Source organism: Nonlabens sp. (assembly GCF_018401815.1).
Classification (GTDB): Bacteria; Bacteroidota; Bacteroidia; order Flavobacteriales; family Flavobacteriaceae; genus Nonlabens.
Map to the genome: position 1 here is coordinate 444,450 of NZ_JAGYKG010000001.1, position 23,809 is coordinate 468,258.

Annotated in this window: 19 protein-coding genes and 1 tRNA gene; 16 read left to right on the top strand and 4 right to left on the bottom strand. The window is 38.0% G+C overall.

Annotated features, from left to right (window positions below):
• The first annotated feature begins 74 nt into the window (after positions 1-74).
• The 9 genes from murF to KG732_RS02065 all read left to right on the top strand — a co-directional run bounded on the left by murF (position 75) and on the right by KG732_RS02065 (position 9,311).
• Positions 75-1,340: a UDP-N-acetylmuramoyl-tripeptide--D-alanyl-D-alanine ligase gene (gene murF, locus KG732_RS02025; protein WP_213520703.1), complete on the top strand. Its 1,266-nt coding sequence runs from the start codon at positions 75-77 to the stop codon at positions 1,338-1,340.
• A 79-nt stretch (positions 1,341-1,419) separates the two neighbouring features.
• Positions 1,420-1,492, top strand: a tRNA-Phe gene (locus KG732_RS02030).
• A gap of 73 nt (positions 1,493-1,565) precedes the next feature.
• Positions 1,566-2,300 (top strand): type III pantothenate kinase, encoded by a 735-nt coding sequence (locus KG732_RS02035; protein WP_213520705.1) that lies wholly within the window; start codon positions 1,566-1,568, stop codon positions 2,298-2,300.
• A complete protein-coding gene (locus tag KG732_RS02040) occupies positions 2,297-3,562 on the top strand; it encodes a hypothetical protein (protein ID WP_292889668.1) in 1,266 nt (421 codons plus the stop codon). The genes KG732_RS02035 and KG732_RS02040 overlap by 4 nt, the downstream gene beginning before the upstream one ends.
• 20 nt (positions 3,563-3,582) lie before the next feature.
• Entirely contained in the window at positions 3,583-4,947 is a 1,365-nt protein-coding gene (locus KG732_RS02045; protein WP_213520708.1) for a tetratricopeptide repeat protein, read from the top strand.
• Entirely contained in the window at positions 4,947-5,540 is a 594-nt protein-coding gene (lptC, locus tag KG732_RS02050; RefSeq protein ID WP_213520709.1) for an LPS export ABC transporter periplasmic protein LptC, read from the top strand. Before KG732_RS02045 ends, lptC begins: the two co-directional genes overlap by 1 nt.
• A complete protein-coding gene (locus tag KG732_RS02055; protein WP_213520711.1) occupies positions 5,537-5,728 on the top strand; it encodes an LPXTG cell wall anchor domain-containing protein in 192 nt (63 codons plus the stop codon). The genes lptC and KG732_RS02055 overlap by 4 nt, the downstream gene beginning before the upstream one ends.
• Positions 5,729-5,730: 2 nt before the next feature.
• On the top strand, positions 5,731-7,002 hold the full coding sequence (locus tag KG732_RS02060; RefSeq protein ID WP_213520713.1) for a hemolysin family protein: 1,272 nt from the start codon (positions 5,731-5,733) through the stop codon (positions 7,000-7,002).
• 206 nt (positions 7,003-7,208) lie between these two features.
• Positions 7,209-9,311: a peptidylprolyl isomerase gene (locus tag KG732_RS02065; RefSeq protein WP_213520715.1), complete on the top strand. Its 2,103-nt coding sequence runs from the start codon at positions 7,209-7,211 to the stop codon at positions 9,309-9,311.
• A 70-nt stretch (positions 9,312-9,381) separates the two neighbouring features.
• Here KG732_RS02065 and KG732_RS02070 read toward each other — a convergent pair whose 3' ends face one another.
• The 3 genes from KG732_RS02070 to KG732_RS02080 are packed head-to-tail and all read right to left on the bottom strand — an operon-like array spanning position 9,382 to position 12,204.
• The gene (locus KG732_RS02070) at positions 9,382-10,320 is read right to left on the bottom strand and encodes a GYDIA family GHMP kinase (protein ID WP_213520717.1); all 939 of its coding nucleotides are present in this window, start codon (positions 10,318-10,320) and stop codon (positions 9,382-9,384) included.
• A complete protein-coding gene (locus tag KG732_RS02075; RefSeq protein ID WP_213520719.1) occupies positions 10,313-11,266 on the bottom strand; it encodes a carbon-nitrogen hydrolase family protein in 954 nt (317 codons plus the stop codon). The genes KG732_RS02070 and KG732_RS02075 overlap by 8 nt, the downstream gene beginning before the upstream one ends.
• The gene (locus KG732_RS02080; protein ID WP_213520721.1) at positions 11,266-12,204 is read right to left on the bottom strand and encodes a geranylgeranylglycerol-phosphate geranylgeranyltransferase; all 939 of its coding nucleotides are present in this window, start codon (positions 12,202-12,204) and stop codon (positions 11,266-11,268) included. Before KG732_RS02080 ends, KG732_RS02075 begins: the two co-directional genes overlap by 1 nt.
• 214 nt (positions 12,205-12,418) lie before the next feature.
• Here KG732_RS02080 and KG732_RS02085 point away from each other — a divergent pair, with 214 nt between their 5' ends.
• Together KG732_RS02085 and murC are read left to right on the top strand one after the other, a co-directional pair.
• The gene (locus KG732_RS02085; protein ID WP_213520723.1) at positions 12,419-13,165 is read left to right on the top strand and encodes a tetratricopeptide repeat protein; all 747 of its coding nucleotides are present in this window, start codon (positions 12,419-12,421) and stop codon (positions 13,163-13,165) included.
• A 38-nt stretch (positions 13,166-13,203) separates the two neighbouring features.
• Positions 13,204-14,559: a Mur ligase family protein gene (murC, locus tag KG732_RS02090; RefSeq protein ID WP_213520725.1), complete on the top strand. Its 1,356-nt coding sequence runs from the start codon at positions 13,204-13,206 to the stop codon at positions 14,557-14,559.
• Positions 14,560-14,637: 78 nt separating this feature from the next.
• On the opposite strand, the gene KG732_RS02095 is transcribed toward murC, so the two are convergent.
• Positions 14,638-17,583, bottom strand: coding sequence for a S8 family serine peptidase (locus KG732_RS02095; protein WP_213520727.1), 2,946 nt, complete (start codon positions 17,581-17,583; stop codon positions 14,638-14,640).
• A gap of 285 nt (positions 17,584-17,868) precedes the next feature.
• On the opposite strand from KG732_RS02095, the gene purH reads away from it, so the two are divergent.
• Genes purH through mrdA form a run of 5 tightly spaced genes read left to right on the top strand, consistent with a single transcriptional unit; the run spans position 17,869 to position 23,809 of the window.
• Positions 17,869-19,416: a bifunctional phosphoribosylaminoimidazolecarboxamide formyltransferase/IMP cyclohydrolase gene (gene purH / locus KG732_RS02100; RefSeq protein WP_213520729.1), complete on the top strand. Its 1,548-nt coding sequence runs from the start codon at positions 17,869-17,871 to the stop codon at positions 19,414-19,416.
• A 54-nt stretch (positions 19,417-19,470) separates the two neighbouring features.
• Positions 19,471-20,505 carry a rod shape-determining protein gene (locus KG732_RS02105; protein WP_213520731.1) on the top strand — a complete coding sequence of 345 codons (1,035 nt, stop codon included), beginning with the start codon at positions 19,471-19,473 and terminating at the stop codon, positions 20,503-20,505.
• A gap of 31 nt (positions 20,506-20,536) precedes the next feature.
• Positions 20,537-21,364 carry a rod shape-determining protein MreC gene (gene mreC / locus KG732_RS02110; RefSeq protein ID WP_213520733.1) on the top strand — a complete coding sequence of 276 codons (828 nt, stop codon included), beginning with the start codon at positions 20,537-20,539 and terminating at the stop codon, positions 21,362-21,364.
• Complete coding sequence (locus tag KG732_RS02115) at positions 21,357-21,866, top strand: hypothetical protein (protein ID WP_300980272.1); 510 nt, start codon at positions 21,357-21,359, stop codon at positions 21,864-21,866. The genes mreC and KG732_RS02115 overlap by 8 nt, the downstream gene beginning before the upstream one ends.
• On the top strand, positions 21,863-23,809 hold the full coding sequence (gene mrdA / locus KG732_RS02120; protein ID WP_213520735.1) for a penicillin-binding protein 2: 1,947 nt from the start codon (positions 21,863-21,865) through the stop codon (positions 23,807-23,809). Before KG732_RS02115 ends, mrdA begins: the two co-directional genes overlap by 4 nt.

The window sequence follows — 23,809 nt, forward strand, 5'->3', positions numbered from 1 at the left end:
TCAAACCAATACTTTTATAGTTTCAAAGAAGCCCTTACTTTTAAGGGCTTTTTTAATACCCAAAAACAACCTTTATGATCGACCAACTTCATCAAATATTTCTTAATTCTACCGGGGTAAACACAGATACCCGAACCATAGAAAAAGGACAGCTATTTTTTGCCTTATCTGGGGAGAATTTTGATGGCAATCTTTATGTAGAGGAAGCTCTTCAACAAGGTGCGATTCATGTAGTGAGCAAGGATTCCAAATGGATAGGAAATGATAAAGTTACTGTGGTAAAACAGGTCCTAAACTGTTTACAGCAACTCGCAAGCTTTCATAGGCAACATCTGAATATACCTATCATAGGTCTGACAGGCAGCAACGGAAAAACGACCACAAAAGAGCTCATCATAGCTGTTTTATCAACTCAATTCACAGTAAAAGGAACTGAAGGGAACCTTAACAACCATATAGGTGTACCGCTAACCCTTCTCTCATTCAACTCCAGTCATCAAATAGGAGTTGTTGAAATGGGTGCCAACCACCCTAAAGAAATCGCCACTTTGTGTGAGATTGCACAACCCAATTTTGGCCTGATTACTAATTATGGAAAAGCCCATTTAGAAGGCTTTGGAGGTCTAGAAGGAGTGAAAACCAGTAAAAGCGAACTTTATACTTATTTGCGAAAATCTAAGGGCACCGCTATAATCGGAAGATGGGATCCAGAACAAATCGTTAGATCCACTGGGATTCCACAATTATATACCCCTGAAAATACCAGTTTATATTCTGAAACACCATTTATCACGTTTATTACAGAAGGTCATTTGATTAAAACACAGCTTACAGGGAGGTATAATTACCACAACGCACTCTTTGCTTTTACTATTGGGAAGATAATGGAAATGGCCCCAGAAAAGATAGTTAAAGGGATAGAAAGCTACATCCCAAGCAACAATCGCTCACAGATTATTAAAATTAAAAACACAAAAATTATTCTCGATGCCTATAATGCAAATCCAAGCAGTATGAACGTGGCTATAGAAAATCTGGCTGCTCAAGAATGCGCTCACAAAGTGGCTATCTTAGGAGACATGCTTGAACTAGGAGCATACACCTTAATAGAACATCAAAGCATTTCCGAGCTTACAGAAGAGTTAAAAATAAATGATGTTTTCTTACTGGGAGAGCACTTTAGTAAAGTCGTAGCGAGACATGCGACACAATTTAGAAACCTAGATTCTTTCTGTAATTTTTATAAAATACACACTGACAAAGAGCAAGTTATATTAATAAAAGGGTCTAGAGCAATGGGGCTAGAGCGACTTTTAAATAACCAAGATTGGATGCCGTAAAAATCTTTTTTAAAAAAAATAGAAAAAAGCTTTTATCAGATCAATAATTATGTAAATTTGCCACCGCTTACGAGCAAATGGTACCTTAGCTCAGTTGGTAGAGCAAAGGACTGAAAATCCTTGTGTCCCTGGTTCGATTCCTGGAGGTACCACAAAGCCCGATCTGAAGATCGGGCTTTTTGCTTTTAAAATCGATTTGATTTAATAACGTAAATTGATACTCTTATGATTATAGCTGTAGACATAGGGAACACTTCCATCAAGATTGCTGTAATGGATCATTTAAATATATATAAAGCCAAACGATCCAGTAGTAGTAATTTTAGAACCGATTTGCAGGACCTATTAACTATTTATCCAGATATTTATGAACTGGCGTTATGCAATGTAAGCATACTCCCAAAAGATTTAGTACGCTACCTCAAAGTAAAATTTCAAAGCGTTTTTGAGGTGAACAGCAGCATACACTTGCCGTTTAACAATCATTATCAAAGCTTAACATTGGGTAACGACCGCTTGGCTCTGGCCGCAGGGGCGCTTTATCTAGCACCGAAAAACAAGCCTGTATTAGTTATAGATGCTGGCACCTGCGTGACTTACGACTTTGTAGACCATGAAAAAAATTACTGTGGTGGCGCTATTTCACCTGGATTAAGGTTGCGTTATGAATCCCTCCATAATTTTACAGCCAACCTGCCGTTATTAGAACCTCAACACGTAAAAGATATAGTTGGAAATACCACCGAAACATCCATTCACAGTGGAGTTATAAACGGATTGAGTTTAGAAATAAAAGGAGTAATCAAGGAATATAAAAAATCTCATAAAGATTTAGAAGTATTTATAACCGGTGGTGATAGCGAGCTCTTGATAAAACAACTAAAAAACCGTTTCTTTGCCACGCCTTTTTTGATGCTACATGGCATCTATAATTTGTATTTATTTAATAAAAACCTATGATAAGAAGTTTAATAATCGCGGTAGTGATTTTAACCAGCATAAACGGCTTTGCTCAATCGCGCACTTCATCACCTTATTCCTTCTTTGGACTGGGACAACAAACCTTTAAAGGCACGATAGAGAATCGCAGTATGGGGAGCATGCGTACCTACGTAGATAGCGTACATATCAATTTAAGAAATCCTGCAGCTTATGGTAACCTAAGAGTTACCACCTATACCCTAGGAGCGGTTCATTCTAAAACATGGGCATCTACAGAAGAACAGAGTGATTCCTACGACGCTACCACTATTGAATATGTTAGTATAGGTATTCCTTTAGGTAAAAAAGCGGGCTTCGGCTTTGGTCTTGTACCCTTCCAATCTGTAGGTTATGAAATAGGAAGTGTAAATAACAACTTGTATTCTAGGTTCACTGGAGAAGGAAGTATCACAAGAGCGTATTTCGGCTTTGGCTATAAATTAACTTCAGAGTTAAGTGTAGGTGGAGAATTTAGATACAACTTTGGTGAAGAAACAAACTCTTCTAGCGTTGCGACTAACAGCGTGCAATTTGGCACTAATGAAGTGAATGAAACAGATTTTAGTGGCGCTTCTTTTAATTTGGGATTGCATTATCAAAAGATGATCAATGACCGTCTAGAACTCCAAGCTAGTGCTGTATATAGTCCAGGAAGTGACTTGAATGCCAAAAACGAACGCACCTTATCAACTTTCATACTTAGCCCAAGTCTAGATGAGAATATAGTGAGCACTAGAGACACTGAATTTGGTGAGCAAGACCTTAAACTACCTTCAGAATTAACATTTGGAGTAACTATTGGTCAACCGCTCAAATGGAATTTAGGAGCAGAATACAGCATTCAAGGAAGCAGTGCCATAAGCTCCAGATCCTTTGCTCCAGAAGGAACTACATTTGACGACGCGGCATCTTATAGAATTGGTGGGTTTTACATTCCTAACTACAATAGCATCACTAAATATTGGGATCGCGTGGTTTACAGAGGCGGTATGCGATATGAAGAGCTAGGTCTAGAGGTAAGCGGCGACGGCGTAAATTCCTCGAGCATTAATGAATTTGGCATATCTTTTGGTCTAGGATTGCCTATTGGGCGTAGAACTGGATTTTCCAACGCTAACGTCGGGTTGGAACTTGGTCAAAGAGGTACACAAGATGCAGGGCTGATTAGAGAAACATTTTTTAACTTCTCCGTTGGACTATCCCTAAACGACACTTGGTTCATCAAAAGAAAATATAATTAAGAACAACACAAATCACTATTATGAGACTTAAAAATTTCCTACTTATAAGCTTAACTGTTTTTAGTTTCGCTTTCGCAAAAGCACAAGAACCAGGGGACTGTAACATCATGTTGAGCATCTTTGCAGAAAATGCAAAATCAAAAAATTACAATGAAGCCTATAAACAATTAGGACCCCTAGTTGAAAATTGTCCAGACGCCAGTCTGGCCATTTACCAGTATGGGGAGCAACTATTTGAACACCGACTGAAGAAAAAAATAGGTGTCGAAAAGGACAATGTTACAGGCCTATTGTCTATGTTACACACTCAAGTCACTAAATACCCAGGCCAGGTAGATGTTACCAGAAAAAAGATTGAAATCGCGAGAAACATGCAGAAGTACACTATTGGTACCTCTGAAGAGCAGTTTCAAATCCTTCATGAACTTTTTACTCAGGACAAAGAAAACTTTACTGATCCTAATGGAATGATTGTTTATTTTAAACTTGCTGAAATACAGTTTAAAGAATCTCAAATCAGTCTTAAAGATCTTTTTAAAATCTATGACGAATTAACCACGCATTTAGAATCCCTTCAGGATGAAAGATCCAAAGTAGTAGCAGATTTGTTATCCAAACAAGAAACTGTTGCGCTAACTGATAAAGAAATTAAGACCATAGGATACCAAGAATCCAACCTTAAAAATTACGGTATTGTAATGGGCAGTGTGAATGGTACATTGGGAGAGCTGGCCAACTGCGAGAAATTAATCCCTTTGTACGAAGAAGAATTTGAGGCAAATCAAATGAGTAAAGAATGGTTGAGCAACGTGTTAGTCAGATTACAAAAGAAAGACTGTACAGATGCGCCTCTTTACATCAAATCTGTAAAAGCCTTACACGCTATTAATCCAAGTGCTAAAACAGCACTAGGATTAGGCAATATTGCAAAAAATACTAAAGAGAAGTTTCAATATTGGGATCAAGCTATTGAATTGGGAATCGATAACGATTCCAAAGCAACTATCTACTACAAAAAAGGTAACACCTATAGAAGTCAAGGTCAATATGCCAGCGCTAGAAGAGAATACCTGAACGCGACAGCTTTAAGACCTTCTTTTGGACTACCCTATTTGAGAATTGCAGATATGGTTGCAAAGAGCACCGGTAGCTGTGGCTCCAATCCATTTGAAAAGAGAGCTGTGAATTGGATCGCTGCTCGATATGCAGAAAAAGCGGCAAGAGTAGACCCTTCTTTAAAAAATAATGCGACAAGAGCTGCTGCTGCCTATAATGGTGCTGCACCTGGTAAAAGAGATGTGTTCTCTAACAGTAATTATAATACTGGTGATACCATCACTTTTAACTGTTGGGTCGGAGAATCTGTAAGAATACCAAACTTTTAATGAGATATAAGTTTCACATATTTAAAATAACAATCACGGCAATAGCCGTGATCTGTTTTTTAGCATCATGTGATAATAATCTTAAAGAGATCCAAAAAATGGAAATAGCCTCTAACGAACCTATAGGCGAAGTAGAAAATATGCTATTGAAACATACCGACAGCGGAAAATTAAAATTAACGCTTCAGGGAGAGAAAATGTTAGACTTCTCTAATGACGAGTTTCCCTACACGCAGTTTCCTAATGGAATAAAAGTAGAGGTCTATGAATACCAAAACGATTCAATAGAAGTGACGACTATTACAGCAAACGCTGGCACCTTGTATGACCAAACTAATTTGGTCGATTTAAAAGGAAATGTAAAAATCACTACTAGTGATGGAAACACTTTCACTGGAGAACAGTTGTACTGGGACCAGACTGCAAAATGGATTTTTACCAACCACCCCCCCTTTGAGATTGTTTTAAAAGACCCAACAACAAAAGAAGAAATAGGTCGCATTACCGCTAGGGTTCTCGACGCGAGCGAAGATCTTAAAATTTACCAAGCGAGAAATCCAGACGACACCTTTATATCAAAATCAAAACAATGAGCAAATTTTTCAAATATTTCGAGTATGCTTATTTAATTTTTGCGGGCATGTTTATCATTACGGGCTTTATAGAATTAAGTAAAAACACCAATCAAGCCTATATGCTTTTTGGAATGGCGGCAGTAGCTATATTTATGTTCTTCTTTAAACGACGTTTTCGTCGTAGATTTGAGGAACGCAACAAATAACAATGCTCCTACAAATTCTTATTATCGTTTTAATGCTGGTCTTGAGTGCTTTTTTCTCAGGAATGGAAATCGCATACGTCTCTTCTAATAAAATTCATATCGAATTAGAAAAAAGACAAAACGACCTTATAGGACGCGTGCTGCGTAACCTTACGGTGCAGCCTTCTAGATTTATTATCACCATGCTTATAGGCAATAGCATCTCGCTAGTTATCTATGGGTTTACAATGGAGGCATTTATGAGTGGTTTTTTAGTAGAAGCATTTCCAAAATATGCTGGTGTTTTAAACAACCTATTTACTCAAACGGTGTTCACCACTTTGATAATTTTACTTACTGCAGAGTTTTTACCCAAGGTATTTTTCCAAATTTACGCCAATGAATTATTGAAGTTTTTTGCTGTCCCTGCTTACCTCTTTTTGATCTTATCCTGGCCTTTCTCATGGTTTTGTATTCAAATATCAGATTTTATACTCAAAGCATTTTTTAAATCTAACGGAGATGCATTGCAGCTAACCTTTTCTAAACTAGAGCTGGGTAATTACATCACCGAGCAAATGGAAAGTGTTCAACTTCAAGAAGATCTGGATACCGAAATTCAAATATTTCAAAATGCTCTCGATTTTGGTGGCCTAAAAGCCCGAGAAGTTATGGTGCCTAGAACAGAAATGATATCCGTGCATCAGGATACCGAAATAAAAGAACTCAATAAAAAGTTTGTAGCTACCGGTTTGTCAAAAATTTTAATTCATGAGGACACTATAGATGATATTACAGGGTATGTGCACAGTTTTGACCTATTTAAATCACCAAAAAGTCTCCGAGAGGTCAAACGCAACGTGATCAATGTTCCAGAAACAATGCTCGCAAAAGATGTGTTAAGCCTTCTTACAAAAAGACATAAAAGTATTGCCATCGTATTAGATGAATACGGAGGTACCAGTGGCTTGATTACCGTAGAGGACATCATTGAAGAACTGTTTGGAGAAATTGAAGATGAGCACGACTCAGACCTATTGATCGATCAACAAATCAATGAAAGGGAATTCAAATTAAGTGCTCGCCTAGAAGTAGACCAAATTAACGAAAACTATAAACTGGACTTGCCAGAAAGTGATCAGTACGAGACCTTGGGAGGTCTCATAGTCAATGAAACCGCAGGAATTCCAGAAGAAGGAGACATTGTAATTATCAATGGAAACACGTTTAAAATACTAGAAAAATCAGATAATAAGATAGATCTAGTGCACCTCACCATAGGAGGACCTGAGTAATCCACAAGCTTATAAAACAAATCACAAGCAGGCTATTTTCAAAAGTGAAAAAGAAGCATCCCGCTTTCGCGAAAGCGAAAAAAACAGCATTCTAACGATCTATTATATGCAATAGTTAAAATCATAGTTTTAATGCAGTCTGATGCTTTAATTATTAGGTGGAAAACACTATTTTCGCCCCCATTAAAAATTTTAAATAAACGACCATGGCGATATTAGGTAAAATTAGAAATCAAGGAGTTATTCTGATTTTAGTAATTGCACTAGCATTATTTGCATTTATTATTCAAGGGGTTCTTACCTCAAACGGACAAAAGCAATCGGATGCAGTGGGTTATGTAGGGGAAACAGAAATTGATAGGGAGGTTTTTGCAAGAAAAGTAGAAAATGCTTCTCAACGCGGAGGTGCTAACGTATCCCAATTGCAAGCGGTAAATTCTGTTTGGGATCAAGAAGTGAGAAATGCCGTCCTAGATCAACAAATTAAAGCTGCTGGCATTGAAGTAACAGACGAAAAAGTAGCAGAACTTGTAAAAGCCAATTATAAGAGCAATCCACAATTTCAAAATGCTGATGGCTCCTTCTCTGAAGAAGCTTTTAAAGCGGAAGTAGACCGAATCAATCCTGCTTTATGGAACGAATACGTTCTAGATATAGCTGCAAACGCAAGACAAGAGCAGTTTTTTAATTTATTAAAATCTGGCCTCATCGCTACTAATGCTGATGGCGAGATGGAATACCGAATGGAAAACGACAAGCGTTCTTTTACTTTCGTAAACATCCCATACAACACTATTGCAGACGACCTAGTTGAAGTTTCAAAATCTGAAATTGACGCCTATGTAAGCAAGCACAAAGACCAGTTTAAGGTAGCTGCACAAAGAGATATAGCGTTTGTTATTTTTGAAGATAAGGCATCAAGAGAAGACAAAGAAGCCCTTAAAGCCGACTTGAAAAAATTACTTACCACACAAACCCAACGCAATCTAAGTACTAATAAAGATTATAGCATTCCAGCAATTACCGAAGCGACAAATCTTGAAGCTTATGTAGCCCAAAACAGTGACTTACCTTATAACAAGCGCTATACGATGGTAGCTAAATTACCTGCCGCAGCAACAGAGGTAGCCTCCTTGGAGGTAGGACAAACATTTGGCCCTTATGAGGATGGAGATTACTTGAAATTATCACTTGTTGAAAAGAAAAAAGTGATCAATGACAGCGTTAAAAATAGACGTATAGTAATCGATTATGTAGGTGCTCAAAGATCTTCTTCTTCTGTAACAAGAAACAAAGAAGCTGCCAAGAAAACAGCAGACAGTATCTTCAACCTGATAGGACAAAACAAAAACAACTTTGATTCTAAATTTGAGGATTTTAAAGAAAATAAAGAAGTAGCCAATTCGCAAGACATCGGTTGGGTGACGTATTTTGGTAATGCAACAAATTATTCACCTGAATTTACCGAGTTTTTATACGACAATGATAATGGAACTATAGGCATGATAGAGACCGTATTCGGTTATCAAATTGTAAGAATAGACGAGGTTACCGGTGCAACAGACGCCATACAACTAGCCACTGTTGCCAAAAGAATACTTGCTTCTAAACAAACTGGAAAAGATGTTTATACCAAAACAGTAAAATTTCAGCAAGCTGCAAAATCAGGAGACTTTACTGCTCTCGCAAAAGAAAATGGAGTCGCTGTAACGCCTGTTGAAAATCTAAAAGAACTTGATGAAACACTACCTACGATAGGTAAAAACAGAAGTATTGTTAAATGGGCATTCAATGAAGACCGTTCTACGGGAGACATCGATCGTTTTGAAACTTCCAAAGGATATGTTATTGTAAAGCTTACCAAAAAGCGAGAAGAAGGCAATATGTCTAGTGAAGAAGCCAGCTCTAAAGTAACACCAATCCTAAGAAAAAAGAAAAAAGCACAGCTGATTATGGCTAAAATCAACTCGACAGATCTTGCTGAGATTGCGAAAAGTCAAGGACAAACTAGTAAAACAGCTCCTTCAGTAAACCGCAAAAATCCTACGATCCCTAGTATTGGTGAGGAACCTCTAGTGGTAGGTACCGCATTTGGCCTTGCACAAGGAGCTACCTCTAAGCCTATAGCTGGAGTAAGTGGTGTATTTGTTATTCAAGTAACAGCTATTGAAACTGCTCCAGACTTACAGAGCTATACAGCAAACGCAAATACGATAGCAACACAAGCTGCAAATCAATCCACCTCTCAACTTGTTGAAGCGCTGAAGAAATCTATAGAGATTGAAGATAATAGAGCTGAATTTTATTAACAAATTATTCCATAACAACAAAAACGCCATTCTGAGAGTGGCGTTTTTGTTGTTAAATGGTTTTTTAAAGCTACACAACTACTGCATCCCATTCGAAAATCTTGTCGTATCCCTTGTTCTTAAAATAATCTCGAGCAGCAAGATCCCCAGTTGCCATTATAAAATCGCCCCCCCAACCACCTAAAGATTTGATTGCACCCTCATAATCTTTAAAGAATTGGCTCTTTATAGGCTCTAAACCTATCACGATAGAGATGATCTCTTCATGCCTTTCCAAGACCTTATTAAATTGAGAAAGATCTGTTGAGGCCCTTATCAATCCTTTTGGCATGTTGCTCAATTCTTCTCGCAACTCATCTGTTAACTTTTCCTGTATGAACATCCCTATAGAATCTCTACTGTCTTGCTTGCGATTGAGGTATACAAAGAAAATTTGATCTTTAATAATTGGCTCAAAGTGGACTTCTTCCACAAGAGGAAGAGCATTGTTGTAATTGTAAACTAGTGCTCGATCTGCAGTCGCGCAGGCCACATCATAACCACTACCTCCAAAACACTTGAATTGCAATTGGTATGGGTCACATCCCAACCATTGTGATACTAAGGAAATCAAAGTAGAACTTGTTCCCATTCCTGAATGACGATCAAAATCCAATGTCATTACCGCATCAAAACCTCGTAAAGAATCCTTAGCAGTAAGCTCCAAAGCGGTGTTTAAAACCTCTCGTAGTTTAGATGTAACCGGATGAGAACAACGGATCCTATTGGAATACAGATCCTTTACATTAGTAGCTAATTGATACCATAAAACCCCATCATTATTATAGCTTTTCCAAGTGATCTCCTGGTCATCTCTATAAGAGATTTCTAAATACTGATTTAATTTTAAAGGCATAGCCAGCGCAGGAACATTGTTCAACACAGCGTATTCACCGGTTATTAAAAACTTACCATGCGCTTTAAATTTCTTTTTCTGTACCACGATGACTTGCTTTAACTCTTTAATCATTAATAAATTTCACGGTGTTCTGCCGCTCTCTGTTCACTTGTAACTGTGTCACATCTGGACGAGAATAATGACCTACAGGATCAAAATTTTGGCGCTCTTCCAACACCTTATTCAAGTCTAAAGTGGCATAAATAAGCTCTTCTTTTCCTATTTGAGGCGCAACGATCCATTCTCCATCAGGTCCAGCAATGGCACTACCACCATTGGCAAGCACCGCTGGTGCATTTTTTAATAATTCTTCCATATGTGGTGTACCTTCTGGAAAATCTTCTTTAAACATAGTGCTAGACACTGAAAGCACATAACAACGCCCTTCTCGCGCAATAAATCTAGTAATATCCTTGGTATTGTGATCACTACCAGGCCAGCAGGCTACGTGCAAATTAGTTCCTTGCGCATACATACTGGCACGAACTAAAGGCATCCAATTTTCCCAACAATTGAGACCACTCAAGGTAAACTCTTTAAGTTGATGTGTCACCAGTCCGTTTCCGTCACCAGAAGACCAAGTGAGTCGCTCATCGTAGGTGGGTTGTAGTTTTCTGTGCACACTCTGAATTATTCCTTTTTGATCTATATAAACCATACTCGCATAAAGGCTATGCCCGCCGCGGTCCTCCGGTCGTTCTATAATACCTAGATAGATGGATATGTGTTTCGCTTTCGCGAAAGCGCAAACAGCATCCAAATCTCCTTTTTCTATAACAACTGCATTCAGTGCATAATGCCTGTGCAACTCTTTTACTTCTTTTTTATTCCAAGAAGCTCCATCCATAAGAGCCAGCCAAAATGGATACCCGGGCAACAATCCCTCTCCAAAGACAACCAACTCGGCTTGTTCTTTTGTAGCTTCTTCCAGCACAACTAATATCTTATCTAAGGTCGCTTTTTTATCGAGCCATACGGGAGAAATCTGAGCCAAAGCAACTTTTATAATTGAATTCATTAGTTAAAAATGGTTTGTAATCTTGATATGATTTCAGGTAAATCAATTAATAAAATAGAGAATACTCCCGCGCCAATAATAATTTTAAGAATAAAATGTATCAATAAATACTCTCGCTTTCGTCTGGAAGACCAAATCAATGGTAAACACACGAGCAATGCTCCTACAATTAATGCAAAATAATACTGCATATAGCCTATTTCAAAATAAATAATTAACCCAGCAATAGGAACAATAGTTAAAAATGTAAGTAAGGTGTAAAACTGCTTGCTTAATTTCTCTCCTAAGACAACCGGTATGGTTCTATAATTTTGAGCCAAATCACCTCTTAAATTTTCTAAATCTTTGACCAACTCTCGCATTCCTAAAATCAAAAATAGAAATCCGCCGTGAACAAATATCACTGGATAAAAATTTTTATAGTACATAAAAAGTACAAAAAATGGAAGCACAGCAAGTAATGCCGCCATTAAATTGCCCAAAAATAAAATGCGCTTTAATTTATGAGAATAGAACCACATCGCAAAAATATAGGCTGCAAAAAATAGTCCCGCGCGCCAAGACACTATGCTACCCAAAATAAAAGCGACTCCGTTAACTATAAAATACACCGACCATAATGTAGAACGACGCACCTGGTTCTCCAATAACGTTTTCTGAGGTCTATTGATCAAGTCCTTTTCTCGATCATAAAAATTATTAATAATATACCCGCCCGCAATTGCAGCACTACTGGCTAGAATAATAAGCCATAGTTTGTAATCTGACAAAATGGATGAAACAGAAAGCCCTGGTGCCATAATAAAGATAGCTGCTAAAAACTGAGCGATAGCCACAATAGTAATGTTGTATAGGCGCACGCTAGAAAAAAGACTTAGTGACTTTATCAAAAGTGTCTTTACCCCTGCCCGCTTATTCTGTGGATATGCTTGTTTCATTTTCACAAAGCTAAGGTAAGACATGAATCTTACCAATGATAACTATTAATAAAAGCTTGTATGCGTGGTGCTTTTATTTTTAAAACGGCAGGATGAAGCTGCCCCAAAAAGAGCCTAACTACTTGTATAAATCAACAAAAACTAAATACCTTGAAAAGCGAACTTCTTTACACATTATTGAATTAGTTTTTAATATTTTTGTTGGATGATTAGGATGTTACTCACACTATTATTATTAACGAGCACAATTGTTTGTGGTCAGTCCGCTTTCGCGAAAGCGGAACAACTATATAGAGTAGAACAATACGACAAAGCACAGGCGTCATTTGTTAAAATGTACGAACAAGATAGTGATGACTTAAAGGTTATCGAGCGTTTAGGCGATATAGCTGGTCATAAAAAAGACTTTGCGACAGCAATGAGCTATTACAAAATTCTCTTAGAAAATCAACCAGAAGACGCCCATTACAATTTTAAATATGGTGGCGCTATGGGACTTTATGCCAAAAGCTGCTCTAAATTTCAAGCCTTAAGCATGCTGGATGACATTAAGATGTATCTTAAAAGAGCTGCAAGACTAAATCCCAATCACGTAGAATCAAGACACGCGTTATCTCAATTATATTGTGAATTACCTGGTATAGTAGGTGGCTCTATTAAAAAAAGTCGCTCCTATGCCAATGAACTTTTAAAATTATCTCCGGTAGATGGACATCTTGCCCATGGGTTTATCGACGAATATGAAGAAGATTATGACAAGGCGTTGGCATCCTACAATAAGGCAGTAGAAACTGGTGGCTCTTTAGTTACCTACAGAAAACTAGCAGCAGTCTACCAAGATAAATTAAAGAACTATAAAAAAGCCTTAAAGATTCTCAAACGCGCCCAACAAAAACACCAAGACCAACAACTCGCTCTAGATATCGCTGCATTAGAAACGCAAATACTAATAAGCGAGTAACTTCAATTAAGTTTTATAACTTGCCAAAAACTCATTTTATGCGCGTACACTTTATCGCGATAGGCGGCAGCGCCATGCACAATCTTGCTCTCGCTTTACATCACAAAGGTGATCATGTAACAGGCAGTGACGATACCATTTTTGAACCAAGTAAATCCAGACTAGATAAGTACGGTTTACTTCCTAAAGAATGCGGCTGGTTAACAGAGAACATCACCACAGATCTGGATGCCGTAATTTTAGGAATGCACGCAAAAGAGGACAATCCAGAATTACTAAAGGCTCAAGAATTAGGTCTTAAAATTTATTCTTATCCAGAATACCTCTACGAACAGTCTAAAAATAAAACACGTGTTGTTATAGGTGGCTCCCACGGAAAGACCACCATTACTTCCATGATTCTTCATGTCATGCATTATCATGAAAAAGAAGTGGATTACATGGTAGGGGCACAACTCGAAGGTTTTGACACCATGGTACATCTTACTGATGAAAATGAATTTATGGTTTTAGAAGGTGATGAATACCTGTCAAGCCCTATAGATAGAAGACCTAAGTTTCATTTATATCAGCCTAATATCGCATTGATTTCTGGTATTGCATGGGACCACATTAATGTGTTCCCTACTTGGGAAAATTATTTAAGCCAGTTTGAACAGTTTGTTGAATTGATGAAGGACGGTAGTATTCTCGTCTATAATCAAGACGATCCAGCAGTTGCAACGATATCTGAAGCAGCTACAAAACCCACTAGAAAACATTCTTATACGGTTCCAGATCATCAAATCATCAATGGAACTACCTATCTGGAAACTCCTGAAGGAGCGATGCCTATTGAAATTTTTGGTAAACACAACTTAAGCAATCTCGCTGGTGCTAAATGGATGTGTCAACACATGGGCATCGATGAAGACGATTTTTATGAAGCTATTGCAACCTTTAAAGGAGCCTCTAAACGCCTTGAAAAAATAGCCGAAAATTCAGATGTGGTTATTTATAAAGATTTTGCACATTCTCCTAGTAAGGTTGCTGCGACAACTGCGGCAGTTGCAGCACAATACCAAGGACGTAAGATAATCGCTTGCTTGGAGTTGCATACTTATTCTAGCCTAAATCCAGAATTTTTAGTACAGTACAAAAACGCGCTTGATCCAGCTACAGTAGCGGTGGTCTTTTACAGTCCAAATGCCGCTGAGATTAAAAAGTTAGACCCCGTTTCTAAGGAGCAAATCCTCAACGCTTTTGATCGTGATGATCTTATCGTAATGACAGACCCCACAGACTTTAAAGAATGGCTTTTACAACAACAATTAGCGCATAGCGCCTTACTACTAATGAGCAGCGGCAACTATGGTGGACTTGATTTTGAGGAAGTTAAAAAATTGATCGACTAATTTCAACTTGATGGTATAGCCAACAAAAAAATGCGACCCGCAAGGATCGCATTTTTTATGATATGCATAATAGAAGGCTTACTTAGTAATAAGCACCTTTTTAACTGTTCTTGAAGCGCCTTGTTGTACTTGTAATAAGTACAATCCACTGGTCAAGTTTTGAACATCTATGGTTTCGTTTAACCTGGAGGCATCTTGCACTTCTTTAGTAAATACAATACGGCCATTAAGGTCAAGAAGGTGAATAACGGCATCGTCAGTATTCACATTATTTAATCCCGCAACAACACTAAACAATCCATTTGATGGGTTAGGATAAACGGCAAACTCTAATTTGTCAACGATTTCATTACTTAAGACCGCTGGAGTTTCACAAAAAGTAATTTTCCAATTATCTAAGGTACCTAAATCTGCTGGACCACGATCACTCACGGTAAGTGTCCAATCACCGTTGATGGTTTCTCCATTAAATAAGGTCAAATCTCCTACTGGTGCTACTACACCTGTATAACCAGGAGATCCTGCTGTTGTATTACAACTAAAGACTGCGGCGTCATTATCAAAAACTACATCTAAATTAGGTGTTGCACACCCATTAGGGCTGGTTAAAGAAACTACAGTTCCGGCAGGTGAAGTCAGTGTGATGTTGAGGTCACCAGAATACTCGTGAGTACTCACTACTTGCACCGTTAACTTTCCTATGGCTATGTTATTAGCTTCATTAACCGTTAGTGTGCTTTGTATCCCAGTATTGTTGTTGTCTGGTAAACTAATAGGAGCTGCTAGAGCAGCATCAATGTCATTACATTGAAAGGTAGTAAAAGAATATGCCGTATAAGTTCCCGTTCCACAGTCATTTATAGGTTGTACTCTCCAATAAAATAAAGTTCCTGGACTCAACAATGATGGAGCTACCATATAAGATGAAGTGTTTATTACTTCATCTATAAAAGGCCTGTCGAATAAAATGCTTCTTGCTATTTGAATTCTATATTGCTGCGCGTTTAACTCGTCATCCCAATCTAAACGAGGAGTATTGATAATTCGTACCGCTTGATTTGCAGGGAAAGTTAAGTTCACTGCACTAAAATTGTCGCTCAGTATTCTTAAAGTAAGAACAATTGCTCGCTGTTCTGAAGGTGAAGTTGCGTTAACTGTTATTTCATAAGTTCCATCTGCAGCAGCAGATAAGTTACTAAGATCTAAAGTCGTGCTACCAGTGCTTGTAAAATTAGTAGTAGATATCACCGCATTTACCCCACTTGGAACATTTGACAACGAAAGAGTCACTGAATCACTAAATCCAGTATTGGCCAAGTACTCTAAAGGGAAAGAGACCACTTGATCGTTACAAGCTTCTATTCTATTTTGGGTAGAAGTAATTGCAAAATCATTATCCTCACCGGTTACAATTAAACTAAATGCCTGTGAGCCTGTTACTAAAGAACCTTTGTGAGTAACTGTAATAGTGTAAGTCCCTGAAGCATTTACAACATCAACTCTTTCAAAATTATCTACACTATTATCCCCTGTTCCATTAGCAGTTACGCTCGTTAATTTCCAAGGTTCAAAGGATGTTCCATTTTGAGTGATTCTAACGTCTAAATCATTCACTAAAGAAGGTGTACCATCGTTTGCTCCATTGTTATTTACAGCACCAGGAAGATCGGTCCATGAAATAGAAGCCATTAAGGTAGAAATGTTATCAGATTCTACCGTGATAGAATAGGACTGCCCGTTCATTAATTCTTCTTCTACTATTCTCGAGGTTATTCTGTTTTCAGAAATGGTGTTGGCAGCTTCCATAGTATTCATTAATCCCCACCCAAAAGAAGGATCAGGACCAACAGCTCCTGCATCATCTGCAGTATGGAGGGTTAAACCTTTCAAGGTGGCCGCTCTCATAAAAACACCATTTTTTTCTTTGTAATGTTGTTGTAACAACAACATAGATCCAGCTACATTTGGTGAAGCCATGGAAGTACCACTCAAACTACCGTAGCTCGTGGTACTGGTATCAAAGGTACTAGTTAATTGGGTGCCATTTCCAGTGATATCTGGTTTGATTCTCAAATCGTCCGAAGGACCTTGACTGCTTCCTCCGTTAATAAAAACAGAATTTAGTGATCCATCTGCGTTGATCACTGCGTCTTGTGCATTTGCAACGGTCATGATGTTCTTACCCAATTTATCTCCAGTTAATTTATCATAACTTGCATTAAAGTCTAAAGGTTCACTATTTGCTGTGCTGTTGGCACCATCGTTACCCGCAGAAAATACAGGTAAATAATAGGGTGCATTATAGGTAATTTGATCAACGGTTCTGGCATCTTGGAGGTATTTACCTATAAGTTCTGGAACAGTAGAAAAGGAACTCACAGGAATTCCATAAGAGTGATTTGATATAAGTGCTCCGGCAGCAGCAAAGCCAGCCATTTCAGAAGAATCAGAATTCCAATCGTTGGTAATTACCTCTGCCTGTGGCGCCATACCCTTTGCACTTGCGTTGATACCAGATGCTGCTATGGTTCCACTAACGTGAGTAGCGTGAAAACTGTTTCCATTTAGAGTAGACTGCCCATCCCCAGTAGTGGCTCTTGAACCACCAGCAAATTCCTGATGGTCAATTCTGGTGGGTCCTCCATCCCAAACATAGGCTGTCATTCCCTGGCCTTCTACGTTTAGTCCTAGCAGCCCTAAATTATGTAAGGTATTAGTTCTAGTGCTTATCGCTGCATCTAGATTGTCAAGACTATAATACATGGGGATACCGCCTTCTGTGACTCTCATTAATTGGTCAAAAGAGCCATTCTCTTTTTCTATAAACATAGGTATGTTATTCTGTCGAGCAAAGTCAACAGCGTCTTCTTGGTCTTTTAACTCTTTTGCCCTAAGTGCTACTATCAAATTTTCTAATTCTTCTTGATTGTTTGCTTTAACAATTTGAGCTCTTTCTTCAGCAGTTTGAGCAGTAACAAAAAGCATGCTAAAAAGCAATGCAACTAAAGTTATTCTTATCTTCATCTTTAACTATTTAAAAGGGTCTGCTAAAATATGGAATCCTTATCTTAATTCTGTATTATTCGAAAATTTATTGGTAAAAAATCAAAGATATCTCTGTAAAATCATTGTTTTTTCTACAGGTGTTTGATATTATTCTTTACAGTTTAAAAAATGCTTCATCAACATTTGTACCGCAGACCTAGTTACAAGTAGTTCATAAAAGTCTCTATTAATTACAAATTCTGAAAAACTTTAACCAATTCAATTAATTACTTTTGCACTTTCCCAAACAAAACAACATACGACATGAGTAACATCACAGCAAAAAGTGCCTTAATTTCAGTTTTCAGTAAAGAAGGTCTCGCACCTATCGTTAAAAAGATGAACGATTTAGGCATTACCATCTATTCCACAGGAGGAACTGAAAAGTTTATTAAGGATCTGGCTATTGAAGTCATTCCTGTAGAAGATATCACTTCTTATCCATCCATTTTGGGAGGTCGTGTAAAAACACTACACCCTAAGGTTTTTGGAGGTATTTTAAACAGGCGCGATCATTCAAGTGATCAAGAACAATTAGCAGCGTTCGACATCCCTCAAATAGATATTGTAATTGTAGATTTATATCCTTTTGAAAAAACGGTTGCTAGTGGTGCAACAGAACAAGATATTATTGAAAAAATAGATATAGGCGGGATTTCATTGATACGCGCTGGAGCAAAAAACTACAAGGATACCCTCTGTGTTGGTAGCGTAGACGATTACTCGAAATTATTAGATATCCTAGAATCTGGTCATGGAACCACTTCTCTTGATCAACGCAAGGAGTTTGCGACTACGTGTTTTAATGTATCTTCTCATTATGACAGTGCGATTTACAATTACTTTTCTGGCAACTCTGAAGTAAAAACCCTTAAAATAAGTGAGCAACATGTCATGCCATTGCGTTATGGAGAAAACCCACATCAACGAGGATGGTTTTATGGGGATTTTGATGAAATGTTCATCAAACATCACGGGAAAGAGTTATCCTACAACAATTTACTCGATGTGGATGCTGCCGTTAATTTAATGAGTGAATTTGTCAATGACGCTCCAACATTCGGCGTATTCAAACACAACAACGCTTGTGGTGTGGCACAAAGAAAAACCATTCGTCAAGCATATATAGACGCTCTTGCTGGGGACCCAGTTTCTGCTTTTGGAGGTGTTTTAATCTCTAACGTAGAAATTGATGCAGTGACGGCTCAGGAGATTCATAAATTATTCTGTGAAGTGGTGATTGCTCCTTCTTTTTCGAGTGATGCTTTAGAAATTTTAAAAGGGAAAAAGAATAGAATCATGCTAGAGCTAGTTGAAGGTGCGCTTTCGCGAAAGCGAGATACCAACAAACTAGAAGTGCGCGCTTCATTGAATGGTTACTTGGTTCAAGACCCTAATCTAAAGACTGATCAGAAAGAAGACTTAAAAACAGCTACCCAATTAAGTCCTACTGATGAACAAATTGAAGATTTATTATTTGCTTCTAAATTGTGTAAGCACACCAAATCCAACACTATTGTTCTCGCAAAAAACAAACAACTTTGTGCTAGTGGAACCGGTCAGACTTCTCGAGTAGACGCTTTAAACCAAGCCATTCATAAAGCCCAATCTTTTAAATTTGACTTAAAAGGTGCTGTCATGGCAAGTGATGCCTTTTTCCCTTTTCCAGATTGTGTAGAAATCGCTGACCACGCGGGAGTTACAGCTGTAATACAACCTGGTGGATCTATTAAAGATGAGCTTTCAATCGATTATTGTAATAAAAATAATATTGCGATGGTTTTCACGGGTACAAGACACTTTAAACACTAGAATTGTGCTAACTTTACAGCAGTCTTATTATTAACCTATTTCCACTGCACATTTATGGGATTTTTCGACTTTCTTACAGAAGACATTGCTATCGACCTAGGTACAGCAAACACGCTCATTGTTCATAACGGTAAAGTCGTTGTAGACAGCCCATCTATTGTGGCGAGAGATAGAACAACCGGTAAAATTATTGCTGTCGGAAAAGAGGCCGCAATGATGCAAGGCAAAACCCATGAAAATATTAAAACTATCAGACCGTTAAAAGATGGTGTGATTGCAGATTTTGATGCCAGTGAAAAAATGATTTCTATGTTCATCAAAGAGATCCCCGCTTTGAAGAAAAAATGGTTTACCCCATCTTTACGTATGGTGATTTGTATTCCTTCTGGAATTACGGAAGTGGAAATGCGGGCGGTAAAGGACAGTGCTGAAAGAGTTAACGGTAAAGAGGTTTACCTCATTCATGAACCTATGGCAGCTGCTATAGGAATAGGTGTGGATATTATGCAGCCTAAGGGAAATATGATTGTGGATATAGGTGGGGGAACGACTGAGATTGCGGTTATTGCTTTAGGAGGTATCGTTTGTGATAAATCAGTTAAAATTGCAGGTGATGTATTTACCAATGATATCGTGTACTACATGCGCACGCAGCACAACCTTTATGTAGGAGAGCGCACTGCCGAGAGAATTAAGATTCAGATAGGTTCGGCTACAGAAGACCTAGAAGTACCCCCAGAAGAAATGGGTGTGCAGGGTCGTGACCTTTTAACTGGAAAACCTAAAGAAGTAAAAATAGGTTACCGAGAAATCGCAAAAGCATTGGACAAATCTATTCTACGTGTAGAAGATGCCGTTATGGAAACCTTGTCTCAAACACCGCCAGAACTGGCTGCAGATATATATAATACAGGAATCTACCTGGCAGGTGGTGGCTCTATGCTTCGTGGCCTAGACAAACGCCTGTCACAAAAAACGGACCTACCTGTTTATATTGCTGAAGATCCTTTAAGAGCAGTTGTGCGCGGTACGGGAATCACTCTTAAAAATCTTGATAAATATAAAAGTGTACTCGCTAACAAGTACTAAAACCTTACTCTTAAACTATTGAAATAACCACATGCAACAAATAGTCAATTTTCTGATCAAGTACAGAAACTTGTTGTTGTACCTATTTTTAATGGTTACTGCACTTACTTTTACTATACAAACTCACGAATACCATCGCAATACCACCATACATTCCACAGGATATGTTACCGGAAAATTATTAAACACTAGAAATAAAATCTATGATTACTTCGATCTCAAAAATCAAAACAATAAATTAAGTAAAGAAAATGCAAGTTTAAGAATGCGCCTTCTAGAAATAGGAGATACCCTTTTAGGAAAAGAAGCTACATTCGTATTTTCAGACAGCATTCCTTACCGCATGTTCCCAGCGAGAGTGATCAAAAATGACTTTTATAAAACAGATAATTATATCACTATAGACATAGGAACAGATCAAGGAATAACCTCAGATATGGGGGTGATATCTCCTAAAGGAATAGTAGGTATCGTCGATAAAAGTAGCACCCAATTTTCTCGAGTGATTTCCATATTAAATTCCCAAATATCTTTGAATGCTCAAATAAAGGGAACTTCGACCATTGGCTCTTTAAAATGGAACGGTAATGATCCTTACATAATGAGCCTAGAAGATGTACCTAGACTTGCCAAAATTTCTAACGGAGACACTATAATTACTGGAAAACAATCCACCATGTTCCCCTCTGATATTTTAATAGGAAGAATTAAAAACGCGCAACTAATTGAAAACGGTTCTCGATATAAAATTGATGTCACGTTATTTAATGACATGACCGATTTGGACTATGTAAACGTTATTAAAAATAGAGATAGAACAGCACTACATGTCATAGACACCCTTGGAAACAATGAATAGAACCCTTTTAAATAATGTTCTTCGATTTATAGGCTTTCTTGTTCTACAACTATTCTTGTTGGATCGGATTAATTTTTTAGGCTATATAAATCCGATGATTTATATTCTTTTCATCATATTGTTTCCAGTCGAGAACAAAAGATGGAGTTTTATGCTACTCGCTTTTACTATAGGCATTATTCTAGATACTTTTCAAGATACGGGTGGTGCTCACGCTGCCGCTTGTTTGACTCTAGCTTATACGAGACCTATGTGGTTGAGTCTGGTTTATGGAGAAAGTTATAAAATGAAAAACGTGAAGATCCTAAAGACCCCTATGGACAAACTTGCAGTCCTAATGGTTTTATGTATTGCTCTTCATCACTTGGTCTTTTTTAGCTTGGTTATTTTTAACACTTCACAAATACTTTATACCTTAAAACTGACGTTGAGCGTAGGGCTAGCATCACTGCTATTAAACAGCTTTTTATTACTCCTTTTTAAACATCGAATTAAAGCATGAAAAAATTACTGCTTTTATCCATTGTCACTTTAGTTGGAATCACCTTCCTAGGAAGGGTGATTTATCTACAGGTGATCCTATCGGATACATTGCAAATGGAAGCAGAAAATAATGCCATTACAACCATCTACGATTATCCAGAACGCGGTTTTATTTACGACCGTAACGGCAAATTAATGGTAGCCAATCAGGTTGCTTACGATGTGATGGTCATTCCTAGAGAGACTGGAGATGTCGATATCAATAAGCTCGCTGAGTTGTTAAAAATTCATGAATCACGACTAGAAAAAAAACTAAAAGACGCTAGAACATGGTCTGCTGTACAAGCCAGTGTGGTGGTACCCCAGCTCACTCAAATAGAATATGCACCCTTACAAGAACAACTTAGAAAATTTCCAGGGTTTTATATTCAAAGACGGTCCTTACGTAAATACATGGTGGATCATAGCGCCAGTGTTTTAGGATACATCAGAGAAGTAAATCAAAACAGTATTAAAAACGACGACTACTATGTTCAAGGCGACTTAGCGGGAAAAAGCGGTATTGAACTTCAGTATGAAGAAGAGCTAAGAGGGGTTAAAGGCTATAAAAAATACACCAGAGATCATTACGGTCGCGCTATAGAATCTTATAAAAATGGCTCTAGCGACAAGGCTCCTATTGCAGGGACTGATCTTACTATCACTTTAGATAAGGAGTTACAAGAGTATGCTGAAAAATTAATGATCAACAAACGAGGTGGCGTTGTTGCCATTGAACCCCAAACAGGAGAAATCTTAACTTTAGTGACCGCTCCCAATTATGACCCAAGTTTATTGATGGGGAGAGATCGCTCCAAAAACATCAATGCTATTTTACGAGATACCGTAAGACTTCCAGATGTCAATAGAGTTTTACAAGGACAGTATGCCCCAGGATCTCCTTTTAAAGTGATCAATGCATTAGTAGCCCTTCAGGAAGGGGTTGTTACCCCACAAGAGCATTTTAGTTGTAATAATGGCTATAACTATGGGGGTAAAAAACCTCTTGGCTGTCACTCACATGCAAGTCCGCTAGCGATGAATAGAGGTATTGCAGAAAGCTGCAACGCTTACTTTGCTCAAGTGTACCGAAGAATCATTGAGAATGAAAAGGATCCCGCAAAAGGGATGGATATCTGGCATGATCATGTAACTAGTTTTGGATTAGGTGATTTTTTGGGTTACGACTTGCCTGTAGGACAACCTGGAAGGATCCCTGATGGAGATTATTACACCTCTCGTTACCGATATAAATGGTACGCTCCTGCAACTATTTCCAATGCTATAGGTCAGGGAGAAGTTGCCGTAACACCCATACAGCTGGCTAACATGACGGCCGCTATAGCTAACAGAGGCTATTTTTACCGGCCCCACATTATTAAAGAAATAAATGGCACCCCCATTGATATTCTCAAGTATACCGAAAAAAATTACACCACTATAGAGGCTAAACATTTTAAACCTGTTGTAGAGGGTATGAATGAAGTATATCGTTCTGGAACAGCAAAATACGTTCAAATTCCGGGAATTGAAATCTGTGGTAAAACGGGGACGGTAGAAAATTTCACAAAAGTAAATGGAGAACGTAAGCAACTCACCGATCACTCCGTTTTTATTGCCTTTGCACCAAAAGATGATCCTAAAATAGCAGTAGCGGTATTTATTGAAAACGGCTATTGGGGGTCCAGGTATGCCGCAAAAATTGCAAGCTTGTTAATTGAAAAACATTTAAAAGGTGCGATTACAAGAACAGACCTTGAAAATTATTTGCTTACACATAGTTTAGAATATGAATACGTGAAAAAATTAAGCAAAGCTCCTTTTAAGGTGAATGAAGCTATAGATCAAGGTTTAATAACCTTAGAAAAGGAAAAAAAACTGAGAAAACTGGTCGATAGCCTGCAGCCTAATACTCTATATTAA

Excerpts from the sequence above, each read along its gene's own strand:
- mrdA (WP_213520735.1), top strand. The coding sequence starts at position 21,863 with ATGAAAAAATTACTGCTTTTATCCATTGTCACTTTAGTTGGAATCACC.
- KG732_RS02055 (WP_213520711.1), top strand. The coding sequence starts at position 5,537 with ATGAGCAAATTTTTCAAATATTTCGAGTATGCTTATTTAATTTTTGCG.
- KG732_RS02075 (WP_213520719.1), bottom strand. The coding sequence starts at position 11,266 with ATGAATTCAATTATAAAAGTTGCTTTGGCTCAGATTTCTCCCGTATGG.
- purH (WP_213520729.1), top strand. The coding sequence starts at position 17,869 with ATGAGTAACATCACAGCAAAAAGTGCCTTAATTTCAGTTTTCAGTAAA.
- murC (WP_213520725.1), top strand. The coding sequence starts at position 13,204 with ATGCGCGTACACTTTATCGCGATAGGCGGCAGCGCCATGCACAATCTT.
- KG732_RS02065 (WP_213520715.1), top strand. The coding sequence starts at position 7,209 with ATGGCGATATTAGGTAAAATTAGAAATCAAGGAGTTATTCTGATTTTA.
- murF (WP_213520703.1), top strand. The coding sequence starts at position 75 with ATGATCGACCAACTTCATCAAATATTTCTTAATTCTACCGGGGTAAAC.
- KG732_RS02080 (WP_213520721.1), bottom strand. The coding sequence starts at position 12,204 with ATGAAACAAGCATATCCACAGAATAAGCGGGCAGGGGTAAAGACACTT.
- KG732_RS02095 (WP_213520727.1), bottom strand. The coding sequence starts at position 17,583 with ATGAAGATAAGAATAACTTTAGTTGCATTGCTTTTTAGCATGCTTTTT.
- KG732_RS02045 (WP_213520708.1), top strand. The coding sequence starts at position 3,583 with ATGAGACTTAAAAATTTCCTACTTATAAGCTTAACTGTTTTTAGTTTC.
- KG732_RS02070 (WP_213520717.1), bottom strand. The coding sequence starts at position 10,320 with ATGATTAAAGAGTTAAAGCAAGTCATCGTGGTACAGAAAAAGAAATTT.
- KG732_RS02105 (WP_213520731.1), top strand. The coding sequence starts at position 19,471 with ATGGGATTTTTCGACTTTCTTACAGAAGACATTGCTATCGACCTAGGT.
- KG732_RS02060 (WP_213520713.1), top strand. The coding sequence starts at position 5,731 with ATGCTCCTACAAATTCTTATTATCGTTTTAATGCTGGTCTTGAGTGCT.
- mreC (WP_213520733.1), top strand. The coding sequence starts at position 20,537 with ATGCAACAAATAGTCAATTTTCTGATCAAGTACAGAAACTTGTTGTTG.
- KG732_RS02040 (WP_292889668.1), top strand. The coding sequence starts at position 2,297 with ATGATAAGAAGTTTAATAATCGCGGTAGTGATTTTAACCAGCATAAAC.
- KG732_RS02085 (WP_213520723.1), top strand. The coding sequence starts at position 12,419 with ATGTTACTCACACTATTATTATTAACGAGCACAATTGTTTGTGGTCAG.
- KG732_RS02115 (WP_300980272.1), top strand. The coding sequence starts at position 21,357 with ATGAATAGAACCCTTTTAAATAATGTTCTTCGATTTATAGGCTTTCTT.
- lptC (WP_213520709.1), top strand. The coding sequence starts at position 4,947 with ATGAGATATAAGTTTCACATATTTAAAATAACAATCACGGCAATAGCC.
- KG732_RS02035 (WP_213520705.1), top strand. The coding sequence starts at position 1,566 with ATGATTATAGCTGTAGACATAGGGAACACTTCCATCAAGATTGCTGTA.